Genomic DNA, 26,095 nt, shown 5'->3' with positions numbered 1-26,095 from the left:
ATATGCTCGGTGTTGTCCGGTAGGCCTTTGCGAGGAATCACCGTGTTTCCTGCAAAACATCATTGGAGTCGTCATGCGGGCTGCTGGTCGGCTGCCTGCGCAATAGTGAGCGGCGTCGAACACTGGAGATCGAGCGCTCTCGTTTGCTCAGTCATGTAGTCAACGAACACCCGAATGCGGGCCGGAAGCTGCTTTCGGCTGAGAAAGCAGAGGTAGTGGCCACCGTCGTCTGGCGCGTGTTGGGCGAGGCAGCTGACGAGCCGCCTGTCACGAAGTAGTTCACACACCTGGTAGGCAGGCAACTGCGCCAGGCCTAGTCCGTCGAGTACGGCCTGCAAGGCCAGATCCGGGTCGTTGAACGTATGGCGCGCGGTCGGCTGGTACCGCTGCGTAAGACCGTCCACCTTGAATTCCCACTCCTTGAGGCGCCCCGATGCCGTCCGCAGGTTGATGTGGCGATGCTCGAGCAGTTCATCGACGTGGCTAGGCAAGCCGTGAATTCGGGCGTACGCGGGCGATGCACAAACGATCATTTGCATGGGGATCAAGCGGCGCGCGACGATGCCGCTGTCTTCCATGCGTCCATCGCGAAACGACACGTCGACGCGATCCGAAGTGAAATCGGCGGGCCGTTCGTTCAGCAGCAGTTCCAAGGAAATATCCGGATAGCGCGCGTGAAAGCCCCGCAATAGCGGCGCGACGACCCTGCGCCCGAAGGCCGCCGTCGAGGCGATGCTCAAATGGCCGCGAGGCGGTCCGTTGCGCAGCTCCCGCATGTCTTCGAGTGCCTGAGCGATGCGCGCGAGACCAGCCTGGCAGTTCTCGTAAAAGAGCTCGCCTTCGCGCGTCAACGAGGTGCTGCGCGTCGTGCGCAGGAAGAGCCGCGCGTCGAGTTGAGCCTCAAGTTTCTGAACGTTGCGGCTCACAGATGAGCGCCCAATGCCCAAGCGGTCGCCCGCTCGCGCAAAACTGCCCTCATTCGCGACTGCGATAAACGACACCACGCCAGCATAGCTGGTCGCGAAACTGCTGGCCAACGGATCGTCGGCGCCGTTCGAGCGGCACGAAAGATGGTCTGTCATGGAAGCAAGAGTCGTAATGTTCCTGACAACTAGACGGGTGGGTGCGTTCGTTTGTGACGCAAATCCAGATTTATTTATCGACGAGCGGCGCGATAGGGGGGCCGGGGTACTTACTGCCTCTCAAGTGCGCGTGCGCAGCGCATGGTATCAGCCGTTGCCGTGCACAGCTGCGATACGTGCCAGCTTGTCGGGGTTGCGCTGCACATGAATGCAAACGATGCGATTGCCGTTGATTTCGAACGACTGTGCGGATTCGAGCTGGTCTTCGAAATAGCGTAGCAGCGCCCATTGGCCGTTGAGTTGCACCAGCTTGAGCCGCATTTCGCTGCCAAATCGTAAATGAGACGCATAGAAGAGCTGCGCGATGCGCCTGCCGCCCACCATCGGCTTCGGGAAGCTCTGCACCTTGCCGCCGCCATCGCCAATCAGGATGGCGTCCTCGGAGAGCAACGCGTTGATTGCGTGGAAGTCACCGCGCTCGATCGCCTGCGCGAGCCCCTCCAGCAGGCGCCGATGCGTTTCGCGCGAGACTGTATAACGTGGACGCTCATCGCGCAGTTGGACCTTCGCACGACTCACGAGCTGACGGCATGCCGCTTCGCTCTTGCCGATGGCCAGTGCCACCTCCGCGTAGTCCGCGTCGAAGACCTCGCGCAGCAGGAACGCTGCGCGTGCCTCGGGCGTGAGGCGCTCGAGCAACAGTAGGAAAGCAACTGATACGTCATCGGCGCGTTCTTTGGCCTGTTCTGGCGTGGTCGGGGAATCTGTCAATTCCGGTTCCGGTAGCCAGATGCCCGTGTAGTGTTCGCGTCGGATTTTCGCGGCGCGCAGGTGGTCGATGGACATGCGTGTCGTGACCGCGACTAGCCAAGCTTCCGCGTTGTCGATGCTCTCGCGGTCGGCCGACTGCCAGCGCAGCCATAGGTCTTGCACAATGTCTTCCGCCTCGGCTACCGAGCCGAGCATTCGATACGCGATTTTCTGCAATCGTGGGCGCAGCTCGCTGAAGACACATGCTTTCTGGTCCATGAAAACGCTTCCTTGAAGGGGATTTCTCGGGGGGCGAGAAGGTTACTGAAAGGTGCATATTGCCATAGTAAAGACGAACTTGTGGCCCGTCTCATCCCCCTGCTGCAAGAGGTCAAGGACATGACCACCGGCATTGGGGTCGAGCAATGGCTGAACGCGAAATATGGCGTTGAGAGCGAGTTGTACAAAGACCTGGCGCGACTGGTTCTTCTTTAGCGCCACAGCGGTACTGCTGGACAGCACAGATAGCGTCCAGAACAACCCCGAGGGCAGCTTGCGCGCCGGCTATCACTTGCACCCATACGGCGAGATCAACCTGGTGGTCCCGCTCAACGAAGGCGCGGCGCTCGCAGGTTGGAACGGCAGGTGTTATGGCGGCTGGACGGCACCCGAGCCTGGGAGGCCGTCATCTCGCTCACTTTTTTGCCGGCGGGGCGGATTGCGTTCGACGTTAAACCGCCGCCGCATTGAAGCGCTCAGACGGGCGCGTGTGAAGGCCTCGCCGATCCAACTCGCCTTCCGAATCAGCCGGCAGCGATCCTCGCGCAATTGACACAAAGCTCGCGAAGTTGCGTGAGAAATTCCAGCCTCTGCGGACCGCACGACAGAGCCGCAACAGTTGTGTGCGGCGCCGCAAATGCAACACGGTCGAATGCAGCAATCGCACCATGGTTGGAAATGCCTGACTGCCTGGCAGGCGGTGAAGACAGAGTTTGAGCATCCGATTGCCGGCTGCCTGTTCGGGGCGGTAGCAATCAGTCTTCTGCTGCTGCCAATCGTGTTGGTTGGTGTCAGCCATGAACCTGCTACCTGGCAGCCTGTTGTCCCTGTCGTCTCGCGTGGCGGGCCGTCAGCTTTCCTCTCGCCGCGTCGGCGATCCGCGCTCTCAACGTCGCAGCAGAAAGTCCCGGTCGCTTTACCAATAGCAACAACGCCGCCTGAGCAACCACGTCTACGTTTTAGTTCATCGCGCCTATTTTTGCGTTGGAGCCGCAGGTTGAGCGAAGGACGCCGAAAATGACGAGACTCGAGCGTTATGAAACGTCGACGTGGTTTTTTCCAGGGTCGCGGCAAGCCGGCGTAGCGAGGTCGCGACGGTCGATAATGGCCGCCGCACATGCACTCAATTTGCGGACCGTCGTCGAAAGGGGCAAATGGCCGAAACGCGGCGAGTTTCTGCCACCTGTCACTGTCGGGCGAGCGTCGCTTCATGGCCGCACTCGGAAGTTCGTCGCCCGACCGCCGCTCCGAACTTCCGTAGTCACCCAATCCGGACCTTCGCTACTCTGGCGGCCCAATGGCGGTTTTCTGATTGGGAGCAGTCGATCGGGGTGACGTGGCGACCGAGTGCTCCGGGCCATGAAGAGACATGCGTCAGCTGGATCCCGTCGCCGCAAAGTTGCCGTTCGAGCGCGAACACAGCCACCTGAAGGAGGCCCCGCATCCGAGGGCGCACATCGGCGGGCAGCCCTCAGAGCGATTGAGACGACGAGCACGGCGTGAGACCGTGCGGTCTCACCCCTTCGGGAGCACATCGTGCACGCCACTGGCCTGCAGCCCCAGGTCAACGAGCCACCTTGAAGGGTCGACGTGAAGACCGAACAATACACCCTCAAACAACCCGCCGGCGCCGCAGCGCGGTCACTACCGAAAACCTCCCCCACTGACGACTATGTGTCCGTCGCCGCATCGCAAGAGGCGGTCCCAGCCCGTGGACGGCGGGGCAGTCGATCCGTCTGGCGACCCTGCTCGACACCATCGCCGCCTCACCAGTCGTCCGCTGAGGTCGCCACCCCTGTGTCGCGCATCTGTGCGGCATTCCGGCGACCGTATCGGAGTGCCGGTGCTCTTCGAGGTGGCTCAGGGTTTGGTGAAGGCGTAGCCGTCCAGGGTCGCTCCGCCGAAGTAGGTGCCGGGGAACGCGCCGAACTCCGTGAAGCACTCGCCGTTGACCGGATCGAGGATCAGCAGCCCCTCGCCCTGGATGCCGGCAATCACGACGAAGTGGGTCCCGCCGCTGAGCCAGGTGATCGAGGCGACAACAGGTCGCCCGGCGTCGATCTCGGCTCTGAGGTCGGCGAGAGTCAGATCCGGTCCGTGATAGCTGGCGTAGTTGCCGACCGTCTTCAACGCGTCGGTCACCCCGCCGGATTTCAGATAGCGGGTGTCGATCCCCAGGCGGGCGTCGTCGAGCACGTAGCGGGCGCCGATGGCGTAGGGGTTGGCGTAGCGAGCGGCCAGGTCGGGGTTCTGGATCAGTGCCTGCGCCGACGGGCAGGCAGTGGTGTTCGTCGGGAACCCGTTGATCTCCTGTCCTATCTGCGTCATCACCTCGCATTGCTTCCAGGTGCTTGCCGGGTCGTAGAAGTGATCGACGGTGGCGCCGCAGGCGATCCAGCACCACTGGTCACTCTGCTGGTACTGCAACCGCACCGCGAGGCGGTTGGTCACGTCCGGTACGTACGTCTGCACCTCGATCGGCTTGGCGTCGAGGACGGTGATGTCGGTGACGACGTTCAGCGGCGAGTTCCAGTCCACATTGACGACGAAGGTGACGCCGTGGTTGGGGTCGTAGGGCGGTCCGTGGGGGCAGACGTTGTCGGCGGAGATCGTTGCTGCACCGATGAACCGGACCTTGTTGTCGGCGTACTCCGACGCCGTGACGATCACCGTCGAGTCGTGGTCGATGGCGTCCCAGTTGAAGTTGAGGGTCGTGCGGCCGAGGAACTTCCCCCAGTACTTGCGGATTGTCAGCGGCATGATCCCAGCCTCAGTACTGGATCTCGATCGGCGCATCGTCGAGAACGGTGACGTCCGTGACGATGTTCAGCGGCGCCCCCCAATTGACGTTGACGACGAAGGTGACACCGTGGTTGGAGTCGAATGGCGGCCCGTGGGGGCAGACGTTGTCGACGGTGATGGTGGCCGCGCCGATGAAACGGTGCTCGCTGTTGGCGGGCGTCGTCACCTTGTACTCGGCGGCGGTGACGATGACCGTTGAGTCGTGGTTGATGGCGTCCCAGTTGAAATTGAGCGTCGTGCGCCCCTGAAAGGGGCCCCAATACTTTCGGACGGTTTGCGGCATGTCGGCACCCCTGTCGCGTTGGAGAGTAGTAACCTCAAGCGCCCTCTGGGTCGACCGGTGATGGTCGGAGGTGCCTGGATATGGCAACCGTGACGTCGCGCAATCCTCGTTTCGGACAGAAAAAGGCTAGATGATTTGACGTAGATGACCAGGGGCGACGAAGCGTATATGTAGGGCAACGCACATAAGATAAGCGGCAGGCGGACACATAAACCCCGTCTCAGGGCAAGCGATAAAGGCTCGCGCATGTGAACGGCCGCTGTAAGGGGTGTGTGAGTCATCCGAACATCGGCGGCGGCCCGAGAGCGAGTGGCCCTTCATGGCTGCCTGCGGCCCGACGCGGATGCCCGCAGGCGACCCGATAGCGGACCACAGCGCTGTTGGACATCACTCTCCGCTGCGGTTCAGAGGTCATTTGAGCGGACAGCCAGATTCGACGGGGCGCACGTTCTGCGGCGGATTCTCTAGTTATCCAAAATAGCTGATCCCCGAGACAATCAACAGCAGATTCACAAGCCGTACGAAATGATTGTCGGACAGCCGTTTATAGAGCGTCATGCCGATCGCGGTTCCGAGCAGCGACCCGGGTATGCAGAGCAGAATGGCTGGGGTGAAACCGGTTTTGCCGGCGGAGTGTCGCAAGAGACTAATTGCAGCGAGCGCAGCGACCTGCGTGATCAGGATAAACGGCTGATACATGGCACGCTGGCGGTCCTTGTTCCACCCCTTGAACCCGCACCAGATGGTCACGAATGCTCCGGGAAAGCCGGCCGCGCCACCCGTGACGCCGCCGAGAAATCCCGCCAAGACATCGAGTGCCTTCGCCTGGCGCCGGATGACGAGCGGCCGCCTGGCGAGCATGTAGCACCCGTAGAGAACCAGGAACACACCAAGCACGTGGGTGTAGACGTGACGATCCAGCGTGAGCAGTACGGCGATGCCCAGGGGCAGTCCGACCCCGCCGCCGACCAGGAAAACAAACAGCGGCCGCCACTGGATATCCCGTTTGAGTGACCAGACCATTGCTGTCTGGTTCGCGATACTGCAGACAATCATGATCTGGACGACCTGCACCGGGTCGGCGGAGAGATGGAACAGCATTGCGCCGCAGACTGCGGAGAAGGCGAAGCCCGCGATGCTGGATATGCCAGACGCCAGAAAAACGGCACCGATGACAAAGACTTCGACGCCTTCGTGCACGGACAAGGCCAGGCAAAGTGCCGTGGCGAGCACGAGCACCGCCCACTGAAGTTTGACCTGCCAGGGGTACCATCCCGTTGCCGGGGGCAATGACCGGGCTGGTCCCGCGGCGCTCTCGGGCGCGGGCTGAGGTTCGCTATCCATTTGCCGTGTCTCTCCGTGTTGGACATTACAGGAAAGGCCAGTATTTCCCGCCCGTTGTGGCGGGAAGCGCGCGTTCAAGGATTGATTACATCGGTGCGGCGGGTGCGCTGGCTCGCCACGTCGCGCGCGGCAGCCTTGTCCCGCGTCCGCTGGGTGTCGTCGCACCATGAAACATCGAGTGCCCAGTGCTGTTTAGTTCCAGTTGATGACGGTCGCGGCTGTGAGCGGCACATCAGTATCGAGCACCGTGATACGCGTCGGTACTACCTGAAAAGGTGATACCCTCATGCTCACCGAAGATCGGTGATCCGCACATTCTTCTTGAGGACGACATGCTTCCATTCGCGGATTCCACCAATCCACCGGTGCACGATGACGTCTATGCACTCTGGGATCGGCTGGCCGAGTTCTCAGCAGGTGATGGCGATGTCGCGCTGTCCCATCTGCTAACCAAGCTCTGTGCCATGGTCAAAGCACAGAATGCGCTTTGGGCCGTTGTCGTGCGATTGCCTTCGCTCGCGCCAAAGGATCCTTTGTTCGGCTGGCGTCCACGACTGGTTCGGCTTCTGCATCCGGTACCGGCGATGGTCGCTTCGGTGCAGGAGCAGTACGACACGCTCTGGTCCGGCCACGTCGACTCGTCACATGTCGTGGCCGCCTCAGGGAACGAGCCGTTCTGCGCCAACCTGCTCTTCGAGGCGATGCCCGCCGAATGGTTTGAAGGTGAGCACTATCGGCGCCACTACCTCGAAGTCGGCCACGGCGACAGCATCCAGGTGCGTTGCTCGCTCAATGACGATGTGCGGATTCATCTCTTCGTGTTTCGCGATGTGCGGGCACCCCGATTCTCTGCGCCGGATCTCGAGCGTCTGGGTTTCGTGATGCACGGGCTGAGATGGTTCAACCGGCAGCAACTGCTCAGCCACGGCCTGCTCATCGCCGACGCGCCCCTGACGACGGCCGAGCGAAGGGTGCTGCTGTGGCTGCTCGACGGACTCACGGAAAAGCAGATCGCGCAGAAGCTCGACCAAAGTCCGAACACGACGCATGTCCATATCAAGGCGATCTACGCCAAATTCAACGTCCGGAATCGCTCAACGCTCACCGCGCTGTGGCTCGGCAAGCTGAGATAGCAAACTGCAGGCGCTGGCGTTGCAGGCGACGATGGCGAGCCACCCGCGCAAGGCGAGGCCGAAAGGCTTCTTGTCCGTGGATGCAAATCGCGGAGCCTCCGCGCTGCGCAAGATAAAGATGTGCACGCGGACATCCTCGTTGAGGTCGCAACGCATTGACATGCTGTCTGCGTGGCCGACGGCCAGGTCGGCCAGAGGGCTCATCCCGGAGTGCGAACATCGAGTCGTCAGGCTGGCTGTCCGAAGTGGACTGGACAGGTCGCACCGGCACGGGCTGAGAGAGAGTCACGCGATCACCTATTCAGGTTATGTTCGGGTGTCAGCGAATCATCTACGATTCGACCCATGCCGCTATTGCATTGCACCGTGCCGTTACGAGCTCTTTTTGAACTGGCCTTTTGAGGAACCTCGACATGAGATGCGCGAGCCGGGTCAACATTGTTCGAACCTGCTGCCTGCTCACGGCGATGGCCACCGCCGGGGTCCAATGCTGTATTGCCGCGACCGGTAACGACGATTTCGATTCTGGGCTAGAAGACTCCGCCGTATTTTCCCGTGCTTCGGGAAACACTCCGTTTCCGCGCTTCGACGCATCGCAGATTCCGTTTGCTCCGCAGCCCGCACTGGATGACTCAATTGCCCTTTGTATTCCGGACCTCTACTGTTCACTCGCAGTGCGATAGCGCAGTCGGCGCGATCGCGCTCAACGATAAGAAAAGGCTATTCAAGGCGGGTGTTTGCCCAAGGAGCACCGACCCCTCCGGGAATTGAATCAGGTTGTGGAATCAAGGCGCCTCAGCACCGAGCGATCGGCTCGGGACGGTCTGCCAAAGCCACGTGATGGGAGCACCAGACGAGGACCCGTCGCAAACAAGCAGGAGGAGCAACTATGCGCGCGCAAGACATCATGACTGCGTCCGTCATCACTGCCACACCGGACATGACGATCCACGAAGCGGCAACACTTTTGGTCGAAAACCATATCGGAAGCATGCCGGTCGTCGACGAGAACGGACAAGTTGTCGGTATCGTCGGCGAACGCGATCTTCTGCATCGAGTAGAGAACAGCACCTGCCACAGAAAGCGCCAGTGGTGGCTCGAACTCCTGTTGTCGTCCCCCCGCGCTCAGGCCGCGAGGTATCTGAAGGAGCACGGGCGCGTCGTCGGCGACGTGATGTGCGAAGAGGTGATTTCGATCTCGGAGGACATGCCGCTCCAGCGGATCGCGGACCTCATGGAGCGTCGACGTCTCGACAGCGTGCCAGTGTTGAAGAGTGGCACGCTGATCGGAAATCTAAGTCGCTCGAACCTGATTCGCGCACTCGCGCGGATTGCTCCGGTCGTGGAATTAGTTTCGCGCGATGACGCGAGCCTGCGCGAAGAGATAGTCCGGACAATGCACGGGCAGAGCTGGGGGTTGCCCAAAAACTGCGTGCGCGTCAAGGACGGTGTCGCGCATCTATGCGGGGTGATCGAATCTGTGGAGGAAAAGCGGGCCATCCGCGTTGCGGCGGAGAGCGTGCCGGGCGTCAAGCGTGTGGAGTACCATCTTGAATATCCAAACGTGATTCCGGCCCTGTAGCTCACGGTCGCAAGACGCGTGCCGATCGTCCGGGCTGAACGACGAATCACTGCGATCGTGACGGTCACGTCAAACCGGGGGGCGAAATATCGACGGGTTTCGATCGCGGGCTTCAAATCAGGCAAGCGCTCGACGTAGGCAATCACACCACTGACGCCATGTCACGGCTCAATCTGCCGAGCGATCTGCGCGTCCGTGGTGCGGCTTGCAGCGCCGGATTCTCGATTCGATCCTTTTAGAGAAGGTCCGCTGTTCGCTGCCGAACAGCCACTCGAATGACTGAGTGGCTGCGATCGTAAAAGGCAGCTTCTGGCCGACCACCGTCGCATGCCGTACACAGTGCCATCGACGGAAAGCGAGCCAGAGCGGTCCAGCAGGCAGGCGCTCGGTGGACGGCGAATTGGCAGTGCAAGCGGTATATCAGGAGGTAACCGCTCGTTCATCACGGAGCGTCGCCGTGAGTATCATCGCCACGCATGCAATCGCCGACGCGGTGATAAAAACGTCCTTGAGCGAACCAAACCAGGCGACGAAATTGCCCCCCATCACGTTGCCCAATGTCGTTCCAAGACCGAGAAAGACGTTGGCAACACCAAACACCGTGGTTGCCGAGCAAGGGTCCATAGTCTTGCTGATATACGCGGGAATCAGTCCGTAAATCGCATAGAACGAGAGACCGAAACACACGGCGGCCGCTCGCAATTGCCATGCTTCGGAATGGAAAGCGATCAGGAGACCGGAGCCGGCGAGTGCAGTGAAGGAGAATGCGAGCGCAATCCGTGCCCCTGCCTTGTCGGCAGCCATCCCCGCCGCAAATCCGCTGAACAGTCCCACCGCGCCAATCGTCGACCAGACTTGCCCGATAGTTGCCAGGGAATGTCCCTCATCGGCCAGAAAGCTCGACAGGTAGTTTTGCCACGGCCCGCAAGCCATTCCGCTCAACGCGAGCAGTATCCAGACCGTCAGGTTGGTGCGAGTCATCAATTGCCACCGGCCGCCGGACGCGCGACGACTTACGGCGCGCTTTGGCGCCTTGCGGCTGAAAACCTGTGGAGCGAAGCGGCGAAGCGCAAGCAGTCCCACAAGGGCGATGACGAGCGAGACCGACCCCGCCACAATCCATATGGAGTGCCAACTGTGTGCTGGTAAGCCCCGCGACACAAGAAGACCATTCGCGAATTGCCCATAGGCCGTGCCGCTCGAAACCAGACCATTGACGCGGGAACGGTACCCGAAGGGAACTGTACCGGAGATTGCACCGACGCTCGGGACCATCATGAAAGCCGCCGTCGCCCCAAGTCCGGCGAGAACGAGTCCGACCGACATTACGCTCTGGACTTTCGCGAACAGTAGCAAAAGCAAGGCTGCCGCAGTGACAGCGCCCACAATGACCTGCCCCTCGCCGAAGCGGGTTGTGAGGCGCGGAGAAACTAACGCCGCAACGAGGTACGCCGTCTGGGTCCCACCAGTTACGATGCCAATCGCCGTATAGTCGATTCCGAGACTTTGCCGCATCACTGGCACGACCAGCACAAAAAGATAGAGCCCAAAGCCGAACACGACCGCCACGAACAGCGTGAAGACGACAGCAACGCTGATCGTGCGTACGATCGACTGGGTTCTCGTGGAAGTCATTGCGTGCGTCGCCATAGTCGACCTATATCGATAAGTAGCTATATAGAAAGAGTACAATATAGGTTGGTCCCGTCAAGGAAAATCTGAGCAATGTCGAAAATGGACAATGTCGATGAGAACCAGCTGCAGGAGGCGCTGCATGCACTCTCGAATCGCCACCGGCTGACGATACTCATTTGGCTTACCGAGCCGGAAAAGCACTTTCCACCGCAGCGGGACGCGGACCTTGTGAAGGATGGGGTCTGTGTCAGCTTCATCACCGAGAAGACTGGCCTCAGTCAGCCCACTGTCACCACGCATATGCAGGCGCTGGCAGCGGCAGACCTGGTGACTTCGAAGAAAATCAAAAACTGGGTGTACTACAAGCCCAATAGCGTGGCGATCCAACGCTTGCTCGACGACCTGGATCGCGCGCTACGCCACACTTGACCGATACGCTTTCCACAACTGGAGTGGGGCTCCGCATCAGTCATCGCGTATGTGCCGAGAGGGGCGTTTGTTGGGGGGCGGAACGACGCTTTGGTGACCAAATGCAGCGGTTGCTACTGACTGTTCGTGGCCCGACCTCTCCACCGATGCGGTCGGCCTCAGCCGACCCAGAGACGTTCGGGGTCGCCGAAAGCGGTCCTTCGAGAAAGCGTGCGGCGCGCCCGCATGCTTCAGCTATTCGATGCGCCAAGCCGTTCTAGATCGGCAATCAGCCCGGGCCCGGTCGGATTCCAGCCGAGCGTCCTCCGCGTCTTTTCGCTTGATGCCACAAGGTCGCGGCTAGCGAACATTGCCAGCCAACCAAAGTGCGTCGAAGCTTCTCCCGCGGATATGGATCTTGTGGGCAGTTTCAGCCCGCGGCCGATTGCTTCGGCAATATTCAGCATCAGCACGCCTTCTTCAGCCACCGCATGATATTTCGCGCCCGCTTCGTTCTTTTCCAGCGCCAACCGGTAAAGACGGGCGACATCCGAGATGTGTGCCGCCGCCCAGCGGTTGCGTCCTTCCCCGACATAGGCTGACACGCCTTTCTCGCGCGCCACAGCAACGGCGTAAGTCAGAAGCCCTTGCCGCATTGTGTTGTGAACTTGGGGAAGCCGCACCACCGAGGCGCGCACGCCCCTCAGTGATAGCGCCGTCTGCTCCGAGACGCGGGGAAAGGGGAAATCTGGCGGCACGTCATGGTCCTCGGTCGCGATCTGGCCCGGCCCGGCTAGTCCTGCCGTTCCCGACGTGGCGATCAGAAGCCGATCTGAGCCAGCGAGGACTGAGCCCAAAGCTTCGATTGCGATGCGATCGACCTCGCAAGAACTTGCAAAGTTGGACCAGTCGTGAATAAAGCCCAGGTGAATCACGGCATCGGCCGCCGCTGCGCCCCTCCGAAGGCTTTCGAGGTCTTCAAGCGAACCGCGATGCACGTCCGCTCCAATAGTTGCCAGGGCTTTTTCTCCCTCGTCTGAACGAGCCATGCCGAGAACCTTATGTCCCGCAGCAATCAGTTCCTTAACGGTGGGAATGCCGATAAATCCGGTAGCGCCGGTGATGAAAACGCGCATGAACTTGTCTCCAGGTTTCGCTGGAGACAAGTGTCAGCTTTGCGAGTATTCCGGTAAAGTAGTGACCTTATTATGGTAAGACTACTAACAGCATGAAGTCGCGCCAGGACAACGAAAACCTCCTCGCCGCCTATTTGCGGGACCGGCGAATGAAGCTTGATCCCGCAGTACTCGGCTTTCCCGCAGAGCGCCGGCGGACGCCTGGGCTGCGCCGTGAGGAAGTGGCGCAGCGCGCCAATATCAGCCCCACCTGGTACACGTGGCTTGAACAAGGTCGCGGCGGTGCCCCCTCGGCGGATGTGCTCGATCGAATATCGCGGGCCTTGATGCTGACGGATGTCGAGCGCGAGCACCTTTTTCTAGTTGGCCTCGGGCGGCCGCCCGAAGCCCGCTACCAAGAGAAGGAAGGTGTCACGCCTCGGCTGCAGCGTGTCCTCGACGCTTTGGACCCCAGCCCCGCCCTCATTCGCACTGCCACCTGGAACGTCCTTGCCTGGAATCGGGCGGCCACTGTCATGTTGGGCGACTATGGCTCCCTGCCGCCAAACCAACGCAATGTGCTGCGCACTATCTTCCTTGATCCGCGTGCGCGCGCCGTGCAGTATGACTGGGAGAGCGTGGCGCGCCACATCATCGGTGCATTCCGCGTCGATGCAGCGCGTGCGGGAGCGGCAACGGAGGTGGCGCCTCTCGTTGATGAGCTATGCCGGCTCAGTCCCGAGTTCAAGGTGATGTGGCGCGACAACGAGGTTCGAGAGGTCCACGGCGAGGCCATCAAGCGCATCCGCCATCCGGTGCTCGGCCCGCTCGCCTTCGAATATTCGACCTTCTCCGTCGACGGCCGGACTGATCTCAGCATGTGTGTCTACAATCCCGCGACGCCGGAGGATGCGAAGAAGATAGCGTCCCAGATCAGCTTGCTCTCGAACCGACTACCGACGGCCGACATGCGAGGGCCGTAGGGCGCTCGCAGTAACGCAGGTTCAGGCATTCGAGGCTCGATTCCCAAGAGTCTCTCAGGGCCCCGCAGGCACCGAATATGGCAACCGGCCGTGGGCACTAACGCTCGGCCTGTGAACGGCCGTTCGTGGCCGAACGCGGCTCTCTGCCGCAAACGCACGTCCGAACGACCGCGCAGTACCTGATCCAGCAGCGCTAGCGCGTCCAACAAGCATTCTGCAGGACCACGCGGTAGCCATCGGGATCTTCGAACGTCAGACCCCGTCGATCCCAGTACGGATTCTCTGCTGGCACTGGTTCATTTCCCAATTCGCGGAACCTTTCGACGGCGATTTCCCACTCCTCAGGCATCGGCAAATAGATGACCAAGAGATGCTCCTTAGTGGGTGCATTCGGGACCGTCACATTGTGCTGGTGAGTCAGTTCAATATGCCACGGGTACTCTCGATGGCCGAGAACGATGCCATCATGATGTTGCACCCAGCTCTAAATCGCCAGGCGTAACGAGTCTTAGGAAGCCATCAGGCGCAACGGGTCTAAATGCGTTGCCACATCCGGTCCATTCTGCGCCGCTGAAACCGGCACGGAAGGCTCTGTGCGTACCTCATCAATCAGGGCAAACGGTGTGCTCCGGTGACGGATGCGCCGCGGCTATTTGCTGCTCCACCAGCGATGAGGTTCGCTGCTTCGGGACCGTAACGCGCTAACGTAGATCGGTAGTCATGCTTTCCCACTATCCCCAGCTCCGGAGCCATGCTTCGCAGGCATGCCGGTCAGCCTGGAAAGTCTTTTTGCGTTGCGAGCTGAAACGCTACTCTGCATGCACGAGTTAGAGCATTCCACACGCGCCGGACGACGTCACCGTCGCTGTCGCGTAACTCGCGTCCAGTGACGGGAGCTGCATATTAAGCAATAGATATTGCGCGCGCCCCTGGAATCGAAGCTCTCTCTGCGTTGCGTTTGACATGAACTTACCTAACTGGAGCCGCAAAATGAACCAACCCGTCGTCCTGATCACCGGCGCCCTCACGGGCATCGGCCGCGCCACCGCTTTTGCATTCGCCCGCTTGGGCGCACGTCTCGTCGTGTCGGGCCGCCGTGCCGCGGAAGGTTCGGCGCTCGAGGCCGAATTGCGCGAAGCAGGCGCACAAGCTTTCTTCGTGCAGGCTGACGTACGCCGCGACGAAGACGTCCGTCACCTCGTCGATGAAACCGTTGCTCGCTTCGGCCGGCTCGACGTTGCAGTCAACAATGCTGGCACGGAAGGTAAACCGGGACCTGTGGTCGATCAGACTGCCGAGAGCTACGCTGATACCTTCGACACCAACGTGCTCGGCACGTTGCTGAGCCTCAAGCACGAACTGCGCGTGATGACCGCACAGCAAGCTGGCAGCATCATCAACATATCCTCGACTTATGGTCATGAGGGTGCGGCCTTCGCTTCGGTGTATGCGGGCAGCAAGCATGCTGTGGAAGGGATCACGAAATCGGCTGCACTCGAGGCCGCTTCGGCGCGCGTTCGCGTCAACGCCGTAGCGCCTGGTCCCACCGACACGGGCATGTTGGACCGTTTCACCGGCACGCCGGAGAACAAGGCCTCGCTCGCGGCAACGGTTCCGCTCGCACGAATCGGTAGGCCTGACGACATCGCGGCGGCGGTGCTCTACCTGGCCAATGACGGTGCTGCGTTTGTCACAGGGCAGATCCTCACCGTCGACGGAGGCAAGACAGCGGGTTGAGCTTTCAACGCGGTTTAGGCTTCCTGCTGAACCGGCGAAGCCCTATACAAGCGACACTTCTGGATGGAACCATCAATGAACACCGATCTCACCTTCTTCGAATCGAAGGCTTCCCCGAACTCTCGCCGTGTTCGCATCTTCCTTGCCGAGAAGGGCATCGAATTTCCTGCCAAGGCGGTGGACCTCGGCGCCAAAGAGCAATTCTCCGATGCCTACGTTGCGATCAACCCTCGCCGCCAGGTTCCCACGCTCGTGCTGCGAGACGGCACAGCGATTGGCGAAGTCCCGGCAATCTGGCGTTACATCGAGGAGGCCTACCCCGAGAAGCCCGCATTGCTAGGCACGACGCCAACTACGAAGGCGCTCGTCACGACGTGGGAACGACGTGCCGAGCTGGACGGATTCTCGGCGGTAATGGAGGGCGTCAGGAACGCCGTTGCCGGGCTGAAAGGTCGGGCGCTCTCAGGCCCGCATGCGTACGAGCAGATCCCCGAAATCGTCGAGCGCAGCAAGCTGCGCGTCGGGCACTTCTTTGCCGATTTCAACGACCGCCTCAAGACAGTGCCATTCGTCGCGGGCGACGCATTCTCGGTGGCTGACATTACTACGCTCGTTGCGATCGACTTCGCGGCGGGCGGCATGAAGCTGAGCATTCCTACGGGCTTCGACGCACTGCAAGCGTGGTACGACAAAGTCAACGCACGTCCGTCGTCGAAGGCATGACGGCCCGCAAGGTAGCCTGTCGTGACCGATGCCGTGCGCTCAGTATCTGCGCGGCCGGCTTCTGCGATTCGCCTCACGGCCGGTAAGCGTCGGACCTGCCGCGCCAATGTCACCCGCACCCGCGGACTGCTGCGTCACGGGAAAGATGGCATTGAGCGCGGCTTTCGCGTCGCCTTTCATGTGTCGGAGCCAGGCAAGACTCAACGAGCAACGCGACTGCCACGCAAGGAATCCGTGTTTCTGGGCCGTCTCAAGAGCATCGATCAAAATCGATTCGGCCGCCGGTATCGCTTCGTCGCCCCGGATCGCGACCAGCACCTCCGCCTTCGCTCTCCATAGCTCAGGCAGAGCTGGAAGCGATTCCCGAGCCGGTCGGCCACGCCCTGGAGCCCAAACGCCGGCACACATGCCGCAGCAAGTTCCAGCGCCAGCGGAATTCCATCGAGCCGGCGGAAGATTTGCGACTTCAGCCTCAACGCTGTCCGTGAATCCACGCTGAGCCCGGCATGCGGTCCGACACGCTCTTCGAAGAGACGTACCGCACTGTAGTCGAGAGCGACATCGCAATTTTCGTCCGGCGGAACCTCGAGCGACGGAACACGATAGATCAGCTCCCCTGCAACGCGCAGCGTTTCGCGGCTTGTTGCAAGTACGACTGCTCGCGGAGCGATCCGAAGCAGCCTTTCGGCAATCCTGGCGGCCCCGTGCGCGGCTTCGAGCGCCAACCGCGTCTTTCCCACACCGCCGGTACCCACGAGCGTGACCAGACGATGCGTTTGCAGGCCACGGCAAATCTCGCGTATGGCAATTTCCTGGCCGATGAGAGGACTGACCTCTGCAGGTAGCGGCAGGCCGGAAAAAGCCGGTCCGTCTGCAGGTGCAGCAGGGTGCCTATCCGAATTCGTGACTTGCGGGAGCACTTCTGCGATGAACTGGTATCCGCGCCCGGTCACCGTACGTATTGCCGCCCGGTCGTCTCCGAGAGCGCGGCGAAGTGCGGAAATCTGAGCTTCACGAGTGTCGTCAGCATTTTGGCTGCCGCCCGAACGGCGCGAACACCGGTAAGCATCAGCTTCTTTCAGCGCGTTTCAGCACTTTCAACGCGTGCGGGACTGCACCCCGCACAGGCCACACCGCGTCGTGCATCTTATTGTTTGATCTGGTCGATGCGCGACAGAAACGTCGACAGAATCGCTGAGCGGTTATTCCGGTTATAGCCCACCACAAGCTCGATTCTCGGCGGTTCGCCCTTGAGTGGTCGGCTTGTTACCGACCAGGGCAGCAGTTTCTCGGCATAGGAGGGCAGTAGTGCGACGCCTCTCGTCGAGGCGATTAGCGACATCGCCATCGTCAGGTTGTGCACGCGATGCGCGGGCTCGATGACGACGTCGTTTGTCGCCAGATAGTTTTCGATCGCGCCGCGCATGGGACCGGCTACGTCTGAACCACCTATGAATAATTCACCCGCCAGTTCGTGCACGTCGATCTCATCGAAGGCCGCAAGGCGATGATCGCTTGGCATCAGCACGACGAAAGGCTCGCGTGCGACTGTCACGTAATCGAGGTCGGGTCGGTTGGCTTCGGCACGCATGAAGGCGACGTCCAGCCGTCCCGTCGACAATCCCTCTGCGAGTTCAGGGGAGTGCTCGCTCGATACCGTCATTTCGATGCTCTGCAGATCGCTCGCGAGCACGCGAGTCGCTTCCGCGAGCCAGGTCACTTCCTGTCCGCTCAGGAAGCCAACCGCAAACGTCGGCTTGGACGGTCGCGCCGCCCGCCGCGCTGCCTCGCACGCCGCATCGACTTGTGCAAGGGCGAGGCGAGTATGGACCAGAAATGCCTTGCCGGCGTCGGTCAGTTCAATGCCACGCGCGCTACGCACGAACAGTTGCGCACCTACTTCGTATTCAAGGTCTCTGATCTGCCGGCTCAGAGACGGCTGGGACGTGTACAGCCGACGTTCCGCCGCGACGGTCAGGCTGCCCTCTTCGGCCACGGCGAGGAAATAACGAAGATGACGCAGTTCCATTCACGCGTTCCTTTTAGTCATGCATGACAGGTATGGGGATCAGCTTACAAAGTCTTTTTCGCGCGGACAAGTGGCGGCTATCGTTCGATCACATCAGCCGGACGAAACCCTACCTCGCCCCAATGTCAGTTATCTGCTGGAAGGACGATCATGAATACCCTGACAGGAAAGACCGCGCTCGTCACCGGCGCTTCCCGTGGCATCGGACGCGCCACTGCGCTTGCGCTCGCGCAGGCAGGCGCTCAGATCATCGTTCACTATGGCCGCGGTGCGCGTGAGGCCAAGGCCGTCGTCGCCGAAATCACTGCGACGGGCACTCGTGCCCATGCCCTCCAGGCCGATCTAGCCGAATCCGACGGGCCGCACAGGCTCGCGCGCCATGTCCGGGCAATCGTCGGTGAACGGCTCGACATCCTCGTTTCCAACGCTGGCATCGTGAAGGCAGCCACGCTCGAGGAAACAGGCGTCGAAGATTTCGACGAACTGTTCGCAGTCAACGTCCGCGCTCCGTATTTTCTCGTTCAGCAATTGCTGCCGATCATGTGCAAGGGCAGCAGCGTCACGCTGCTTTCGTCGCTCGCGGCCCATGCGGCCGTCGGCGAACTATCGGCCTACTCGGCCACGAAAGGCGCCGTGGACACCCTTGTGCGCCACTTCGCGGTTGGCCTGGGACCGCGCGGCATCCGCGTGAACGCAGTCGCGCCCGGCGTGGTGCAAACCGACATGTCGAGCTTCAACCGCACCGACGAAGGCCGCGACATGACACTCAGCCTTCAGGCCATCAAACGGCTCGCCGAACCCGATGACATCGCCGCTGCGATCACCTTTCTCGCCTCCGACCAGGCCAGATGGACAACCGGCGCGACGCTCAATGTGGATGGCGGCTCGAAGCTCTGAGCGAGTCGAGCGCGACGCCGCCATTTCGGCCATCCAATTCGATTCACGCACCCGGATATATCAATGTCGCTAACTACCTCAATACAGCCCCCGCGCACGCGAAACTGGCTCGCGGTTCTTTCGGTCGCACTCAGCGCGACTGTGTTCTGCACCACGGAATTCCTTCCCGTCGGGCTACTGCGTTACATCAGCCAGGGACTGGGCGTCAGCGAAGGAACCGCCGGCATCATGGTCACGGCGCCCGGGCTGCTGGCCGCCATCGCCGCGCCGTTTCTTACGGTAGCGGTCGGACGTTTCGACCGTCGGCGCGTGCTACTAGGCCTGGGCCTGCTGCTCGTAATCTCGAATCTGACGGCCATGCTGGCGCCGAACTTTACGATTCTCGTCGCGGCCCGTGCGCTGTTCGGATTCGGAATCGGCGGATTCTGGGCAATCAGTGTGGGGCTCGGCGCCCGACTCGTGCCGGAGAAAAATGTCGGTCGGGCCACATCGCTGATTTTCGCGGGCGTCTCGCTCGGCATGCTGATCGGCGGGCCGGCCGGGGCACTGATCGGAGACCTGGCTGGCTGGCGTACCGCATTTGGCGCAGCGCTCGCGCTGTCCGTTGCCGCGCTGCTGGCCCAGTGGGTTTCGTTGCCGTCGCTACACGTAGAGCATCGGGTAAGCACACGCGATCTGCTCGGCATCTTCGGTACGCGACCGGCACGCATCGGGCTGATCGCGATGACGCTGGCCCTATGCGGACAGTTTGCGACCTATACGTATATCACTCCGTTCCTCGCAACGGTGTCGGGATTTGGCGGCAAGGTCATCTCGTTGCTGCTGCTCGGCTACACGTTCATCGGGCTGCTCGGTAATTTCATCGGTGGTTCATTCGCGCAACGGAACGTCAGGACCACGCTCATCGCGAGCATCCTGTTTATCGCATTGCCGCTCGCCATGCTTCCCGCACTCGGCACCAGTCGGCCGTCGGTGCTGGTCGCGCTGGCCGCGTGGGGAACCGCATACGGCGCCATGCCCGTCGCACTGCAGATGTGGATGGCGCAGGCAACCCGCGAAGTCCGCGAAGGTGGCATGGCGCTGTTCGTAGCCAATTTCCAGATCTCGATTGCACTGGGTTCGTTCGTCGGCGGCCGGATCGTCGACGGGTTGGGTCTCTTCAATGCAATGTACTTCGGTGCCGGACTCGCCTTGGTTTCGATCCTGACGCTCGCGCTGACCGGCGGGCATCCTCGCAGGATTGACGAGCCCGCGTCCACCTGAACTATTCCAGCGGGCTGCGACCGCGCAGTCATGCACGCGCCATATCTTTCAGGCATGGCCACTTGCCTACAAAGTCTTTTTCCTCTTGCCAGCCACCGCATACAGTACCCATCAGCAGGCACCGCCCCACGAGATTTCCAGGCGCGTGACTGGATTGCCAAAGCAGCACCCCATGCATTTCAAACATACCGGCAAAACAACTGCTGCACTTACTTCTGAAAGGATCGCAATCATGAGCCACCAGACGCACCAGACCGCACCAACGCAGTACGTTGAAGCAAACGGTATCCGCTTCGCCTATCGCCGCTTCGGCAATCACGCGGGCGTACCGCTTGTGATGAACATCCACTTCACCGGCACCATGGATCACTGGGACCCCGCCGTGACCGACGGCCTGGCCGCCGGACGTGAGGTCATCCTGTTCAACAACGCCGGCATTTCGAGCAGTTCAGGCAGCGTTCCCGAATCGATCGAGGAAATGGCGGCCAACGCTGCCGCATTCATTCGTGCGCTCGGTCTCGAACAGGTCGATGTACTGGGATTCTCAATGGGTGGCCTGATTGCGCAGACGCTCGCCATTGCTGAGCCCACGCTGGTTCGCCGCCTGATCCTCGTCGGCACGGGCCCGCGCAGCGGAGAAGGCATGGCCTCGCTGACGCCCGAAGCGCAGGATATCTTCGGCGCGAGCTATGCCGAACCGGACCATCTCTGGCTGCGCGTCCATTTCTCGCCGACCAGGACCAGCCAGACGGCCGGACGTGCGTTCCTCGAACGCTTCCGCCTTCGCACGGAGAACCGTGATCCAGCGGCCAACGAAGCCGTGGCACCGGCCCAGCTCGCGGCACTCGCGAAATGGGGCGCGCCGCAAGACAAGCCGTATGCCTACCTGTCTGCACTCAGCCAGCCGACTCTGGTCGTCAATGGTGACGACGACGTCATCATCTATACGGTCAATTCGCTGATTCTGCGCCAGCACATCCCGAATGCCCAACTGATCATCTATCCGGACGCCAATCACGGCTCGCTCTATCAATACCCCGAGCGTTTCGTGGAAGACGTTTCCAGGTTCCTTTCCTGAGTCGCCAGTTACACCGACATTTGATCCCGAATTCAACAGGAGTTAATCGTGACTACTAATCTTCACGGCAAAACTGCACTCGTCACGGGCGCTTCGCGCGGCATCGGCCGCGCAACCGCTCAGGCTCTGGCAGCAGCAGGCGCGCGCGTGATCGTGCACTTCGGCAGCGACGAGAAGGCTGCGAATTCCGTCGTCGAGGCGATCCGTGCGTCGGGTGGTTCGGCCGACAAGGTCGCGGCAGACCTGAGCGCGGCGAACGGCCCTCACGAACTGGCCCGTCAGGTACGCGGGCTGATTGGCGAGCGTCTCAACATTCTCGTTGCGAATGCTGGCATCTCGAAGGCCTCGTCGATCGCGGAAACGACGGTAGAGGACTTCGACCGGTTGTTCGCCGTCAATGTGCGCGCCCCATACTTCCTCGTCCAGCAACTGCTGCCCGTGCTGGGCGAGGGCAGTAGCGTAGTCCTGCTGTCCTCACTTGCAGCCCGCGCTTCGGTTGGCAATCTGTCAGCCTACGCCGCGAGTAAGGGAGCAATCGACACCCTGGTCAAGCATTTCGCCGCAGCGCTCGGCGAGCGCGGCATTCGCGTGAACGCCGTCGCGCCGGGCGTCGTTGAAACTGACATGTCGAACTTCGCCAAAACCGATGCCGGGCGGGACTTCACCCTCGGCATGCAGGCCCTCAAGCGCGTGGCGCAACCCGACGACATCGCAGGCGCTGCCCTGTTCCTCGCATCCGATGCGGCGCGCTGGGTGACGGGTGACACGCTGCGTGTCGATGGCGGCTCCAAGCTCTGATACCGGGGGAGACGGGCATGACCCATACAGCCTGCCCGACTGCCACCGCGATTTCATCAACCGCGCGACCCCCGGCGATGGACGAGGCGGCACCCTGTCGGCGCTGTATCTCCTTGGTTATCTGGCCGCCGGCATACTCGCGCCGATTCTGGGACGCGTGGCGACGGTTCACGGACTGGGCTTCGCCGTGTATCTGGGCGCCGGCGTCATCGCCGCCTTGAGCTTCGCCACGCTCGCACTCGCGCTCGGCCTGCGTCGCATTGCGAAGGACGAGCGACGCTGATTCCCAACTGAAACGCCGAATCTGCTCGTTTTTCTGCTCGAAGCCGTCGCACGGGAATGAGCGCAGTAATTTCAGTTCAGCCGGTTCGACGGCAAGCGCAATAGCAGCCGACGCATCACGGTGTTAGCAGATCGAACGGCCGCTTTCAGGCCGGCTACCGACTGATGCGGTGGCCGGAAGTCGAGACGAACGCGTCCTATTAGTGACCTGTCCGGGCCTTTTCGACAAATCGTCGGCAGGCCCGGACACTGCAGAACGTCAGGGCATCAGAACGTCACGACCGTTCGCAGTCCGGCTACGGCCTCGTTGCCGATGCGTGCGCCGCTGTTATTCGGGTCGGGGATGCCGCCACCCGGATGGAAGATGTACTGGAGTTCGCCCTGCAGCAGCCACCACGGCGCAACCTGATACTGATAGGTCGCCTCGATCACCGTCTCCGCCGAACGCACAGGGTAGCCCGGCGTCTTGAGCGTTGCGATGTCACGGTCGAGTGCGCTCGCGCTCGAGCTGACGTTCGCGTAGCTCACCGCGAGCCCGACCGAGTCGCTGTCCCGGCCCTTGAACGGAGCTTTCAGGACGACGCCTCCATTGATATTGAAGTCGAGCAGGTTACGGTCGCCCGGCGCGCCCATCACACGCGTGAACACGCCAACCGATTGCGGGCTGTCGGCGCTCGGGCGCCACACCATCTGGTCTGCAACGGCATAAATGCTGAAGTTGCCGCGATGCGTGGCCGGCACGCCGTTCGACGCCGGGCTCGCGAGCGAGATGCCGTTCGTGTCGAGGTGCTGATCCGCGAAGTGATTGTTGTTGTACCAGAAGCCCAGCTTGTAGGTGCCCGGCAGCCCGCCCGGCTGTGCCGAACCAGATCCGCCTGCCGGCGGCTGGTTGATCGCGTACTGGACCTCGCCGATCATCATGACGCCGTTGTGCAGGTTGAACCGGGTGCCGCTGGCGTTGAGTTGCTGCGGGTCGCCATTGCCCGGCGCGGGGTTGCCGTCGAAGATGCCGCCGAGAATCGTCATCGAGTCACTCGGCTTGAACCGCAGGCGCACGCCAAGTGACGAGAGCGGATAGGCAGGGCCGCCCGCAGGCATGTCAGTGGCGGCCAGGACGGGCCAGCCGAAAGTCGCGTTCGCGAACGTGCTGCCGTACTGGCTGATGATGAATTCCTGATCAAGGCTCTGCTGGCCGATCCTGACGTCGAATTTGTCACCTATCGCCTGCTGGTACCAGAGTTCCCACAAACGCGTCGACGCTTTGGCTTCAACGCCGCTCACGGCTTGCAGCGCATTCAGGCGTGCCGCCGTGATGCCGTGTCCGTGAATCTGCAGGGCATCGACGAAGAAGGTGCCGCCCTTCAGGCCGAGCGCCTTGTCAGTATCGACGCTAAGGCCGAACTGAGTGGCGCCGTTGTATGAAGCGCCCTTCGAGATACCGCCGGAGAAGTTGCCGTAGAGCTCGCTGGTTTCTTGCGCGTTGAACGTGATGCCGTGATCGCCCAGTAGCGTGCGCAGTCCGCCCATGTCGCCGAGCAGGTTAGAGCGCTCCCAGAAGCCGGTCGGCGCGGCGGCGGCCCCGGCCGATGCCGCGCTTGTGTCGGTGTTTGTGGTTGCGGAAGAGCCCTGGTCCGCCGATGTGGGCGCGGCTGACTCCGAGTGTGCGTAAGCCGGCATGTTGATGCTGGCCCCCAGTACCACCAACAGCGCTGCGGCGGCGCAGACTGGCTTCAGGCGCGAGGGCGGAGCGAGCATACATCGGCTGTCAATGCTGTTGTCGTTATGTGTGGGCGTGCCAAAGGAGATCATTTTGTGTTTTTCTGGGAAGCGAACTGATGAATAAGCGATGCCAACGCGGGAGGGTGTCCGGCGCCGACTCGCCGTGGGGGCTGCAGTCTTGCAAAGCCTATTTGCGACGATGACCCGGTCAGGCGGGCCACCAAGTACCGCCACCGGTGCGTCCTGGCATCTTCCAGAGGGCTGCAACCGAGGTGCCGCGTTGCACTGCCTGGACTCTGTCGGCACCTGTGTGCCGCCAGAGCTGGCTGTGCCCGTCAGGTTCGCGTTGCGGTGCGACTGCTGGCGTTGCACGCAGGTAATCGCGTGAGGCGAGGAGAAAGCGTTCGATATGCATGATTCAACTCCCGTCGAGCCCGGCTGGCCGGGCAACGTTCGATAAGTGGCACACCGTCAGCGAAGTCGGGCGCTGTCGGCGTACTTAAGCAAAAAGGGAGCGAGCTACAGACAGACCGCACGGGCGGTCCGGAAGAAGCGCGCTGACCCGTCAATCGGGGTCAGCGGCAGGAGGGAAAGTCCGGTCGCTAACGCGCGATTGCAGTCTGGTTGCCGGCACACGCCGGCATACAAGATCGACAACTAGAGCTTGCGTCCACGAAGGACTCTCCTGTTTCTAAGACAGGGCGGATTCTATGCGCGCCATCTGCGAGCGCGCAAGTAAAAATTGTCATGCAGTGCAGAGCAGTTCGAAGAGGGATGCCAAACGCACCGGACTGTGCCAGCTCAATGGCATTCTGGGAGGCTCACGAGCGTGCGCGGCGCAGCACGTGTGCAACACAAACTCACCGACAGTGGTTCTGTTGTGGAGTGCATAACAAAACGGAATGCAAATGAATTTCGTTAAATGGAAGTAACAGATTCGAAAGAAAAATCTTTGAAATAGTCGTTGACTCGGCTCACGCGTCGTCACTAGAATTCGCCTGTTTCCACGAAAGGGGCATATGCCTTGGACAGTTGTAGTTGTCGACCTTCGAATCGTTTTTCTGCCTGACCGGCACGACGCCCGCCTGGATTCTTCCTTAGCCGCCGTCCTGCCAGCAGGCAGACGGTGCGCGCCGCAGTAGCTTCCGCAGTCCCTCCCGCGCATCTTTTCGATTGGCCGCCGTCGTTGACGCGCGTGCTGTCACGCACGTTCGTCAACGCGACCCGGCGCGTCGAGCCATTGGCTCGCGACGCCGCTTGTTCACGCCGTTTTCGCGCACTGGCGCGCGGGACCTGGCGTGTGGTTAAACACGTCCGTCAAGCTTGACTCGGACCCTGACCCTGACAACAGAGGAGTTCACAATGCCCGACCCTGAGCCTTGTCCCTGCACGAATTGCGTTGCGCTCCCACAAGGCGCGGCCCGCTTCGCCTGACATCAGTCCGCACACGTTCCTCCCACACGCCCGGGCATATCGCCCCCCGCGTGAAGCGAAACGAAGGTACGCCTGATCGATGGCGCCACGTTTCAGGCATCTGGAGGAATCACCATGCACTTCGCTCTCCTCGTTTCGCAACTCCCGCACGTCGAAGAAGCTCGCACGCACTACAACGGCATGCTCGGGATCGACTCACATTCGCACGGCTCAACCGGCGTAGTCGCTGCCGTCTGGACGGCATTCAAAAAGCTCGTTCGCTGACACGGCCTGGCGTCGCCGACTTCTGCCCCTGCTCCCGCATCAGCAGTCGGCGGGGCAGCGCCACGTCTCAATCATTAAGTTCAAAAAAGTACTACTAAGGAATAAGTAACGATGTCCACCACTCCTGCAAACATCACGCAACGTCGGAGTGCCGTGCTCGACGACGCGCACGTGGGCGATATCAAAGGCGCCCTCGGCACCATCGCCCGCCACGACACCGCTCCGCGCAGCAACTGGATGGCGCGCCTGCGCACACTGCTTGCCATCCTCGGCCCCGGCCTCATCGTCATGGTCGGCGATAACGACGCCGGCGCCTTCGGCACTTATACGCAGGCGGGGCAGAACTACGGCACGTCGCTGCTCTGGACGCTCGCGCTGCTGATTCCGGTTCTCTATGTGAACCAGGAAATGGTCCTGCGCCTGGGCGCCGTGACCGGCGTCGGCCACGCACGCCTCATCTTCGAACGCTTCGGCA

At 61.4% G+C, this 26,095-nt stretch carries 24 protein-coding genes and 2 pseudogenes; 14 read left to right on the top strand and 12 right to left on the bottom strand.

Annotated features, from left to right (window positions below):
- Window positions 1–71: 71 nt before the first annotated feature.
- Together BFD71_RS24535 and BFD71_RS24530 are read right to left on the bottom strand one after the other, a co-directional pair.
- A complete protein-coding gene (locus BFD71_RS24535) occupies window positions 72–1,082 on the bottom strand; it encodes a LysR family transcriptional regulator (RefSeq protein ID WP_069266924.1) in 1,011 nt (336 codons plus the stop codon).
- A gap of 147 nt (window positions 1,083–1,229) precedes the next feature.
- Window positions 1,230–2,111, bottom strand: a complete 882-nt coding sequence (locus BFD71_RS24530; protein WP_069266923.1) for an RNA polymerase sigma-70 factor — start codon at window positions 2,109–2,111, stop codon at window positions 1,230–1,232.
- A gap of 45 nt (window positions 2,112–2,156) precedes the next feature.
- On the opposite strand from BFD71_RS24530, the pseudogene BFD71_RS24525 reads away from it, so the two are divergent.
- Window positions 2,157–2,582: pseudogene (locus tag BFD71_RS24525) on the top strand (4-hydroxylaminobenzoate lyase).
- On the opposite strand, the gene BFD71_RS41565 reads toward BFD71_RS24525, so the two are convergent.
- The 4 genes from BFD71_RS41565 to BFD71_RS24510 form a co-directional block, all read right to left on the bottom strand.
- Window positions 2,563–2,910, bottom strand: a complete 348-nt coding sequence (locus tag BFD71_RS41565) for a hypothetical protein (protein WP_176732955.1) — start codon at window positions 2,908–2,910, stop codon at window positions 2,563–2,565. The pseudogene BFD71_RS24525 and the gene BFD71_RS41565 sit on opposite strands and share 20 nt — an antisense overlap.
- Window positions 2,911–3,971: 1,061 nt before the next feature.
- Window positions 3,972–4,871 carry a papain-like cysteine protease family protein gene (locus tag BFD71_RS41560; protein ID WP_069266922.1) on the bottom strand — a complete coding sequence of 300 codons (900 nt, stop codon included), beginning with the start codon at window positions 4,869–4,871 and terminating at the stop codon, window positions 3,972–3,974.
- Window positions 4,872–4,881: 10 nt separating this feature from the next.
- A complete protein-coding gene (locus tag BFD71_RS24515; RefSeq protein ID WP_069266921.1) occupies window positions 4,882–5,196 on the bottom strand; it encodes a hypothetical protein in 315 nt (104 codons plus the stop codon).
- A 468-nt stretch (window positions 5,197–5,664) separates the two neighbouring features.
- The gene (locus BFD71_RS24510; protein WP_069266920.1) at window positions 5,665–6,540 is read right to left on the bottom strand and encodes a sulfite exporter TauE/SafE family protein; all 876 of its coding nucleotides are present in this window, start codon (window positions 6,538–6,540) and stop codon (window positions 5,665–5,667) included.
- Between the two features lie 332 nt (window positions 6,541–6,872).
- Here BFD71_RS24510 and BFD71_RS24505 point away from each other — a divergent pair, with 332 nt between their 5' ends.
- Complete coding sequence (locus BFD71_RS24505; RefSeq protein ID WP_141710792.1) at window positions 6,873–7,673, top strand: helix-turn-helix transcriptional regulator; 801 nt, start codon at window positions 6,873–6,875, stop codon at window positions 7,671–7,673.
- An 889-nt stretch (window positions 7,674–8,562) separates the two neighbouring features.
- The gene (locus tag BFD71_RS24495) at window positions 8,563–9,255 is read left to right on the top strand and encodes a CBS domain-containing protein (protein ID WP_069266918.1); all 693 of its coding nucleotides are present in this window, start codon (window positions 8,563–8,565) and stop codon (window positions 9,253–9,255) included.
- Window positions 9,256–9,675: 420 nt separating this feature from the next.
- Here the strand turns inward: BFD71_RS24495 and BFD71_RS24490 are convergent, their stop codons facing one another.
- Window positions 9,676–10,890 (bottom strand): MFS transporter, encoded by a 1,215-nt coding sequence (locus tag BFD71_RS24490; protein WP_069266917.1) that lies wholly within the window; start codon window positions 10,888–10,890, stop codon window positions 9,676–9,678.
- 90 nt (window positions 10,891–10,980) lie between these two features.
- Here BFD71_RS24490 and BFD71_RS24485 point away from each other — a divergent pair, with 90 nt between their 5' ends.
- Window positions 10,981–11,319, top strand: a complete 339-nt coding sequence (locus BFD71_RS24485) for an ArsR/SmtB family transcription factor (RefSeq protein ID WP_083245449.1) — start codon at window positions 10,981–10,983, stop codon at window positions 11,317–11,319.
- Between the two features lie 230 nt (window positions 11,320–11,549).
- Here BFD71_RS24485 and BFD71_RS24480 read toward each other — a convergent pair whose 3' ends face one another.
- A complete protein-coding gene (locus tag BFD71_RS24480) occupies window positions 11,550–12,434 on the bottom strand; it encodes an SDR family oxidoreductase (RefSeq protein WP_069266916.1) in 885 nt (294 codons plus the stop codon).
- 92 nt (window positions 12,435–12,526) lie between these two features.
- On the opposite strand from BFD71_RS24480, the gene BFD71_RS24475 reads away from it, so the two are divergent.
- Window positions 12,527–13,396 (top strand): helix-turn-helix transcriptional regulator, encoded by an 870-nt coding sequence (locus BFD71_RS24475; RefSeq protein ID WP_069266915.1) that lies wholly within the window; start codon window positions 12,527–12,529, stop codon window positions 13,394–13,396.
- 193 nt (window positions 13,397–13,589) lie between these two features.
- Here the strand turns inward: BFD71_RS24475 and BFD71_RS42285 are convergent.
- Window positions 13,590–13,862 (bottom strand): annotated as a pseudogene (locus BFD71_RS42285) (VOC family protein); the annotation flags it as partial.
- Between the two features lie 524 nt (window positions 13,863–14,386).
- Here BFD71_RS42285 and BFD71_RS24470 point away from each other — a divergent pair.
- Both BFD71_RS24470 and BFD71_RS24465 read left to right on the top strand, forming a co-directional pair.
- A complete protein-coding gene (locus BFD71_RS24470) occupies window positions 14,387–15,133 on the top strand; it encodes an SDR family NAD(P)-dependent oxidoreductase (RefSeq protein WP_069266914.1) in 747 nt (248 codons plus the stop codon).
- 75 nt (window positions 15,134–15,208) lie between these two features.
- Window positions 15,209–15,856 (top strand): glutathione S-transferase family protein, encoded by a 648-nt coding sequence (locus BFD71_RS24465; RefSeq protein WP_069266913.1) that lies wholly within the window; start codon window positions 15,209–15,211, stop codon window positions 15,854–15,856.
- Between the two features lie 263 nt (window positions 15,857–16,119).
- Here the strand turns inward: BFD71_RS24465 and BFD71_RS40725 are convergent, their stop codons facing one another.
- Both BFD71_RS40725 and BFD71_RS24450 read right to left on the bottom strand, forming a co-directional pair.
- Complete coding sequence (locus BFD71_RS40725; RefSeq protein ID WP_141710791.1) at window positions 16,120–16,809, bottom strand: hypothetical protein; 690 nt, start codon at window positions 16,807–16,809, stop codon at window positions 16,120–16,122.
- 194 nt (window positions 16,810–17,003) lie between these two features.
- Window positions 17,004–17,885 (bottom strand): LysR family transcriptional regulator, encoded by an 882-nt coding sequence (locus BFD71_RS24450; RefSeq protein WP_069266910.1) that lies wholly within the window; start codon window positions 17,883–17,885, stop codon window positions 17,004–17,006.
- A 150-nt stretch (window positions 17,886–18,035) separates the two neighbouring features.
- On the opposite strand from BFD71_RS24450, the gene BFD71_RS24445 reads away from it, so the two are divergent.
- The 5 genes from BFD71_RS24445 to BFD71_RS24425 all read left to right on the top strand — a co-directional run bounded on the left by BFD71_RS24445 (window position 18,036) and on the right by BFD71_RS24425 (window position 22,204).
- Complete coding sequence (locus BFD71_RS24445; RefSeq protein WP_069266909.1) at window positions 18,036–18,782, top strand: SDR family NAD(P)-dependent oxidoreductase; 747 nt, start codon at window positions 18,036–18,038, stop codon at window positions 18,780–18,782.
- A gap of 63 nt (window positions 18,783–18,845) precedes the next feature.
- Window positions 18,846–20,045: an MFS transporter gene (locus tag BFD71_RS24440; protein WP_069266908.1), complete on the top strand. Its 1,200-nt coding sequence runs from the start codon at window positions 18,846–18,848 to the stop codon at window positions 20,043–20,045.
- Window positions 20,046–20,277: 232 nt separating this feature from the next.
- Window positions 20,278–21,123, top strand: a complete 846-nt coding sequence (locus BFD71_RS24435) for an alpha/beta fold hydrolase (RefSeq protein WP_069266907.1) — start codon at window positions 20,278–20,280, stop codon at window positions 21,121–21,123.
- A 48-nt stretch (window positions 21,124–21,171) separates the two neighbouring features.
- Window positions 21,172–21,921 (top strand): SDR family NAD(P)-dependent oxidoreductase, encoded by a 750-nt coding sequence (locus BFD71_RS24430; RefSeq protein WP_069266906.1) that lies wholly within the window; start codon window positions 21,172–21,174, stop codon window positions 21,919–21,921.
- Window positions 21,902–22,204: a hypothetical protein gene (locus BFD71_RS24425; protein WP_069266905.1), complete on the top strand. Its 303-nt coding sequence runs from the start codon at window positions 21,902–21,904 to the stop codon at window positions 22,202–22,204. The genes BFD71_RS24430 and BFD71_RS24425 overlap by 20 nt, the downstream gene beginning before the upstream one ends.
- Window positions 22,205–22,470: 266 nt before the next feature.
- Here the strand turns inward: BFD71_RS24425 and BFD71_RS24420 are convergent, their stop codons facing one another.
- Complete coding sequence (locus tag BFD71_RS24420) at window positions 22,471–23,958, bottom strand: carbohydrate porin (protein WP_069266904.1); 1,488 nt, start codon at window positions 23,956–23,958, stop codon at window positions 22,471–22,473.
- Between the two features lie 1,512 nt (window positions 23,959–25,470).
- On the opposite strand from BFD71_RS24420, the gene BFD71_RS41555 reads away from it, so the two are divergent.
- Window positions 25,471–25,620 (top strand): hypothetical protein, encoded by a 150-nt coding sequence (locus tag BFD71_RS41555; protein ID WP_176732954.1) that lies wholly within the window; start codon window positions 25,471–25,473, stop codon window positions 25,618–25,620.
- A 111-nt stretch (window positions 25,621–25,731) separates the two neighbouring features.
- Window positions 25,732–26,095 (top strand): divalent metal cation transporter (locus BFD71_RS24415; RefSeq protein WP_141710789.1); only part of this gene is annotated, 364 nt, incomplete at its 3' end.

This window comes from Paraburkholderia nodosa (assembly GCF_001718195.1).
GTDB lineage: Bacteria > Pseudomonadota > Gammaproteobacteria > Burkholderiales > Burkholderiaceae > Paraburkholderia > Paraburkholderia nodosa_A.
This window is presented reverse-complemented; position numbering and strand designations above follow the sequence as displayed.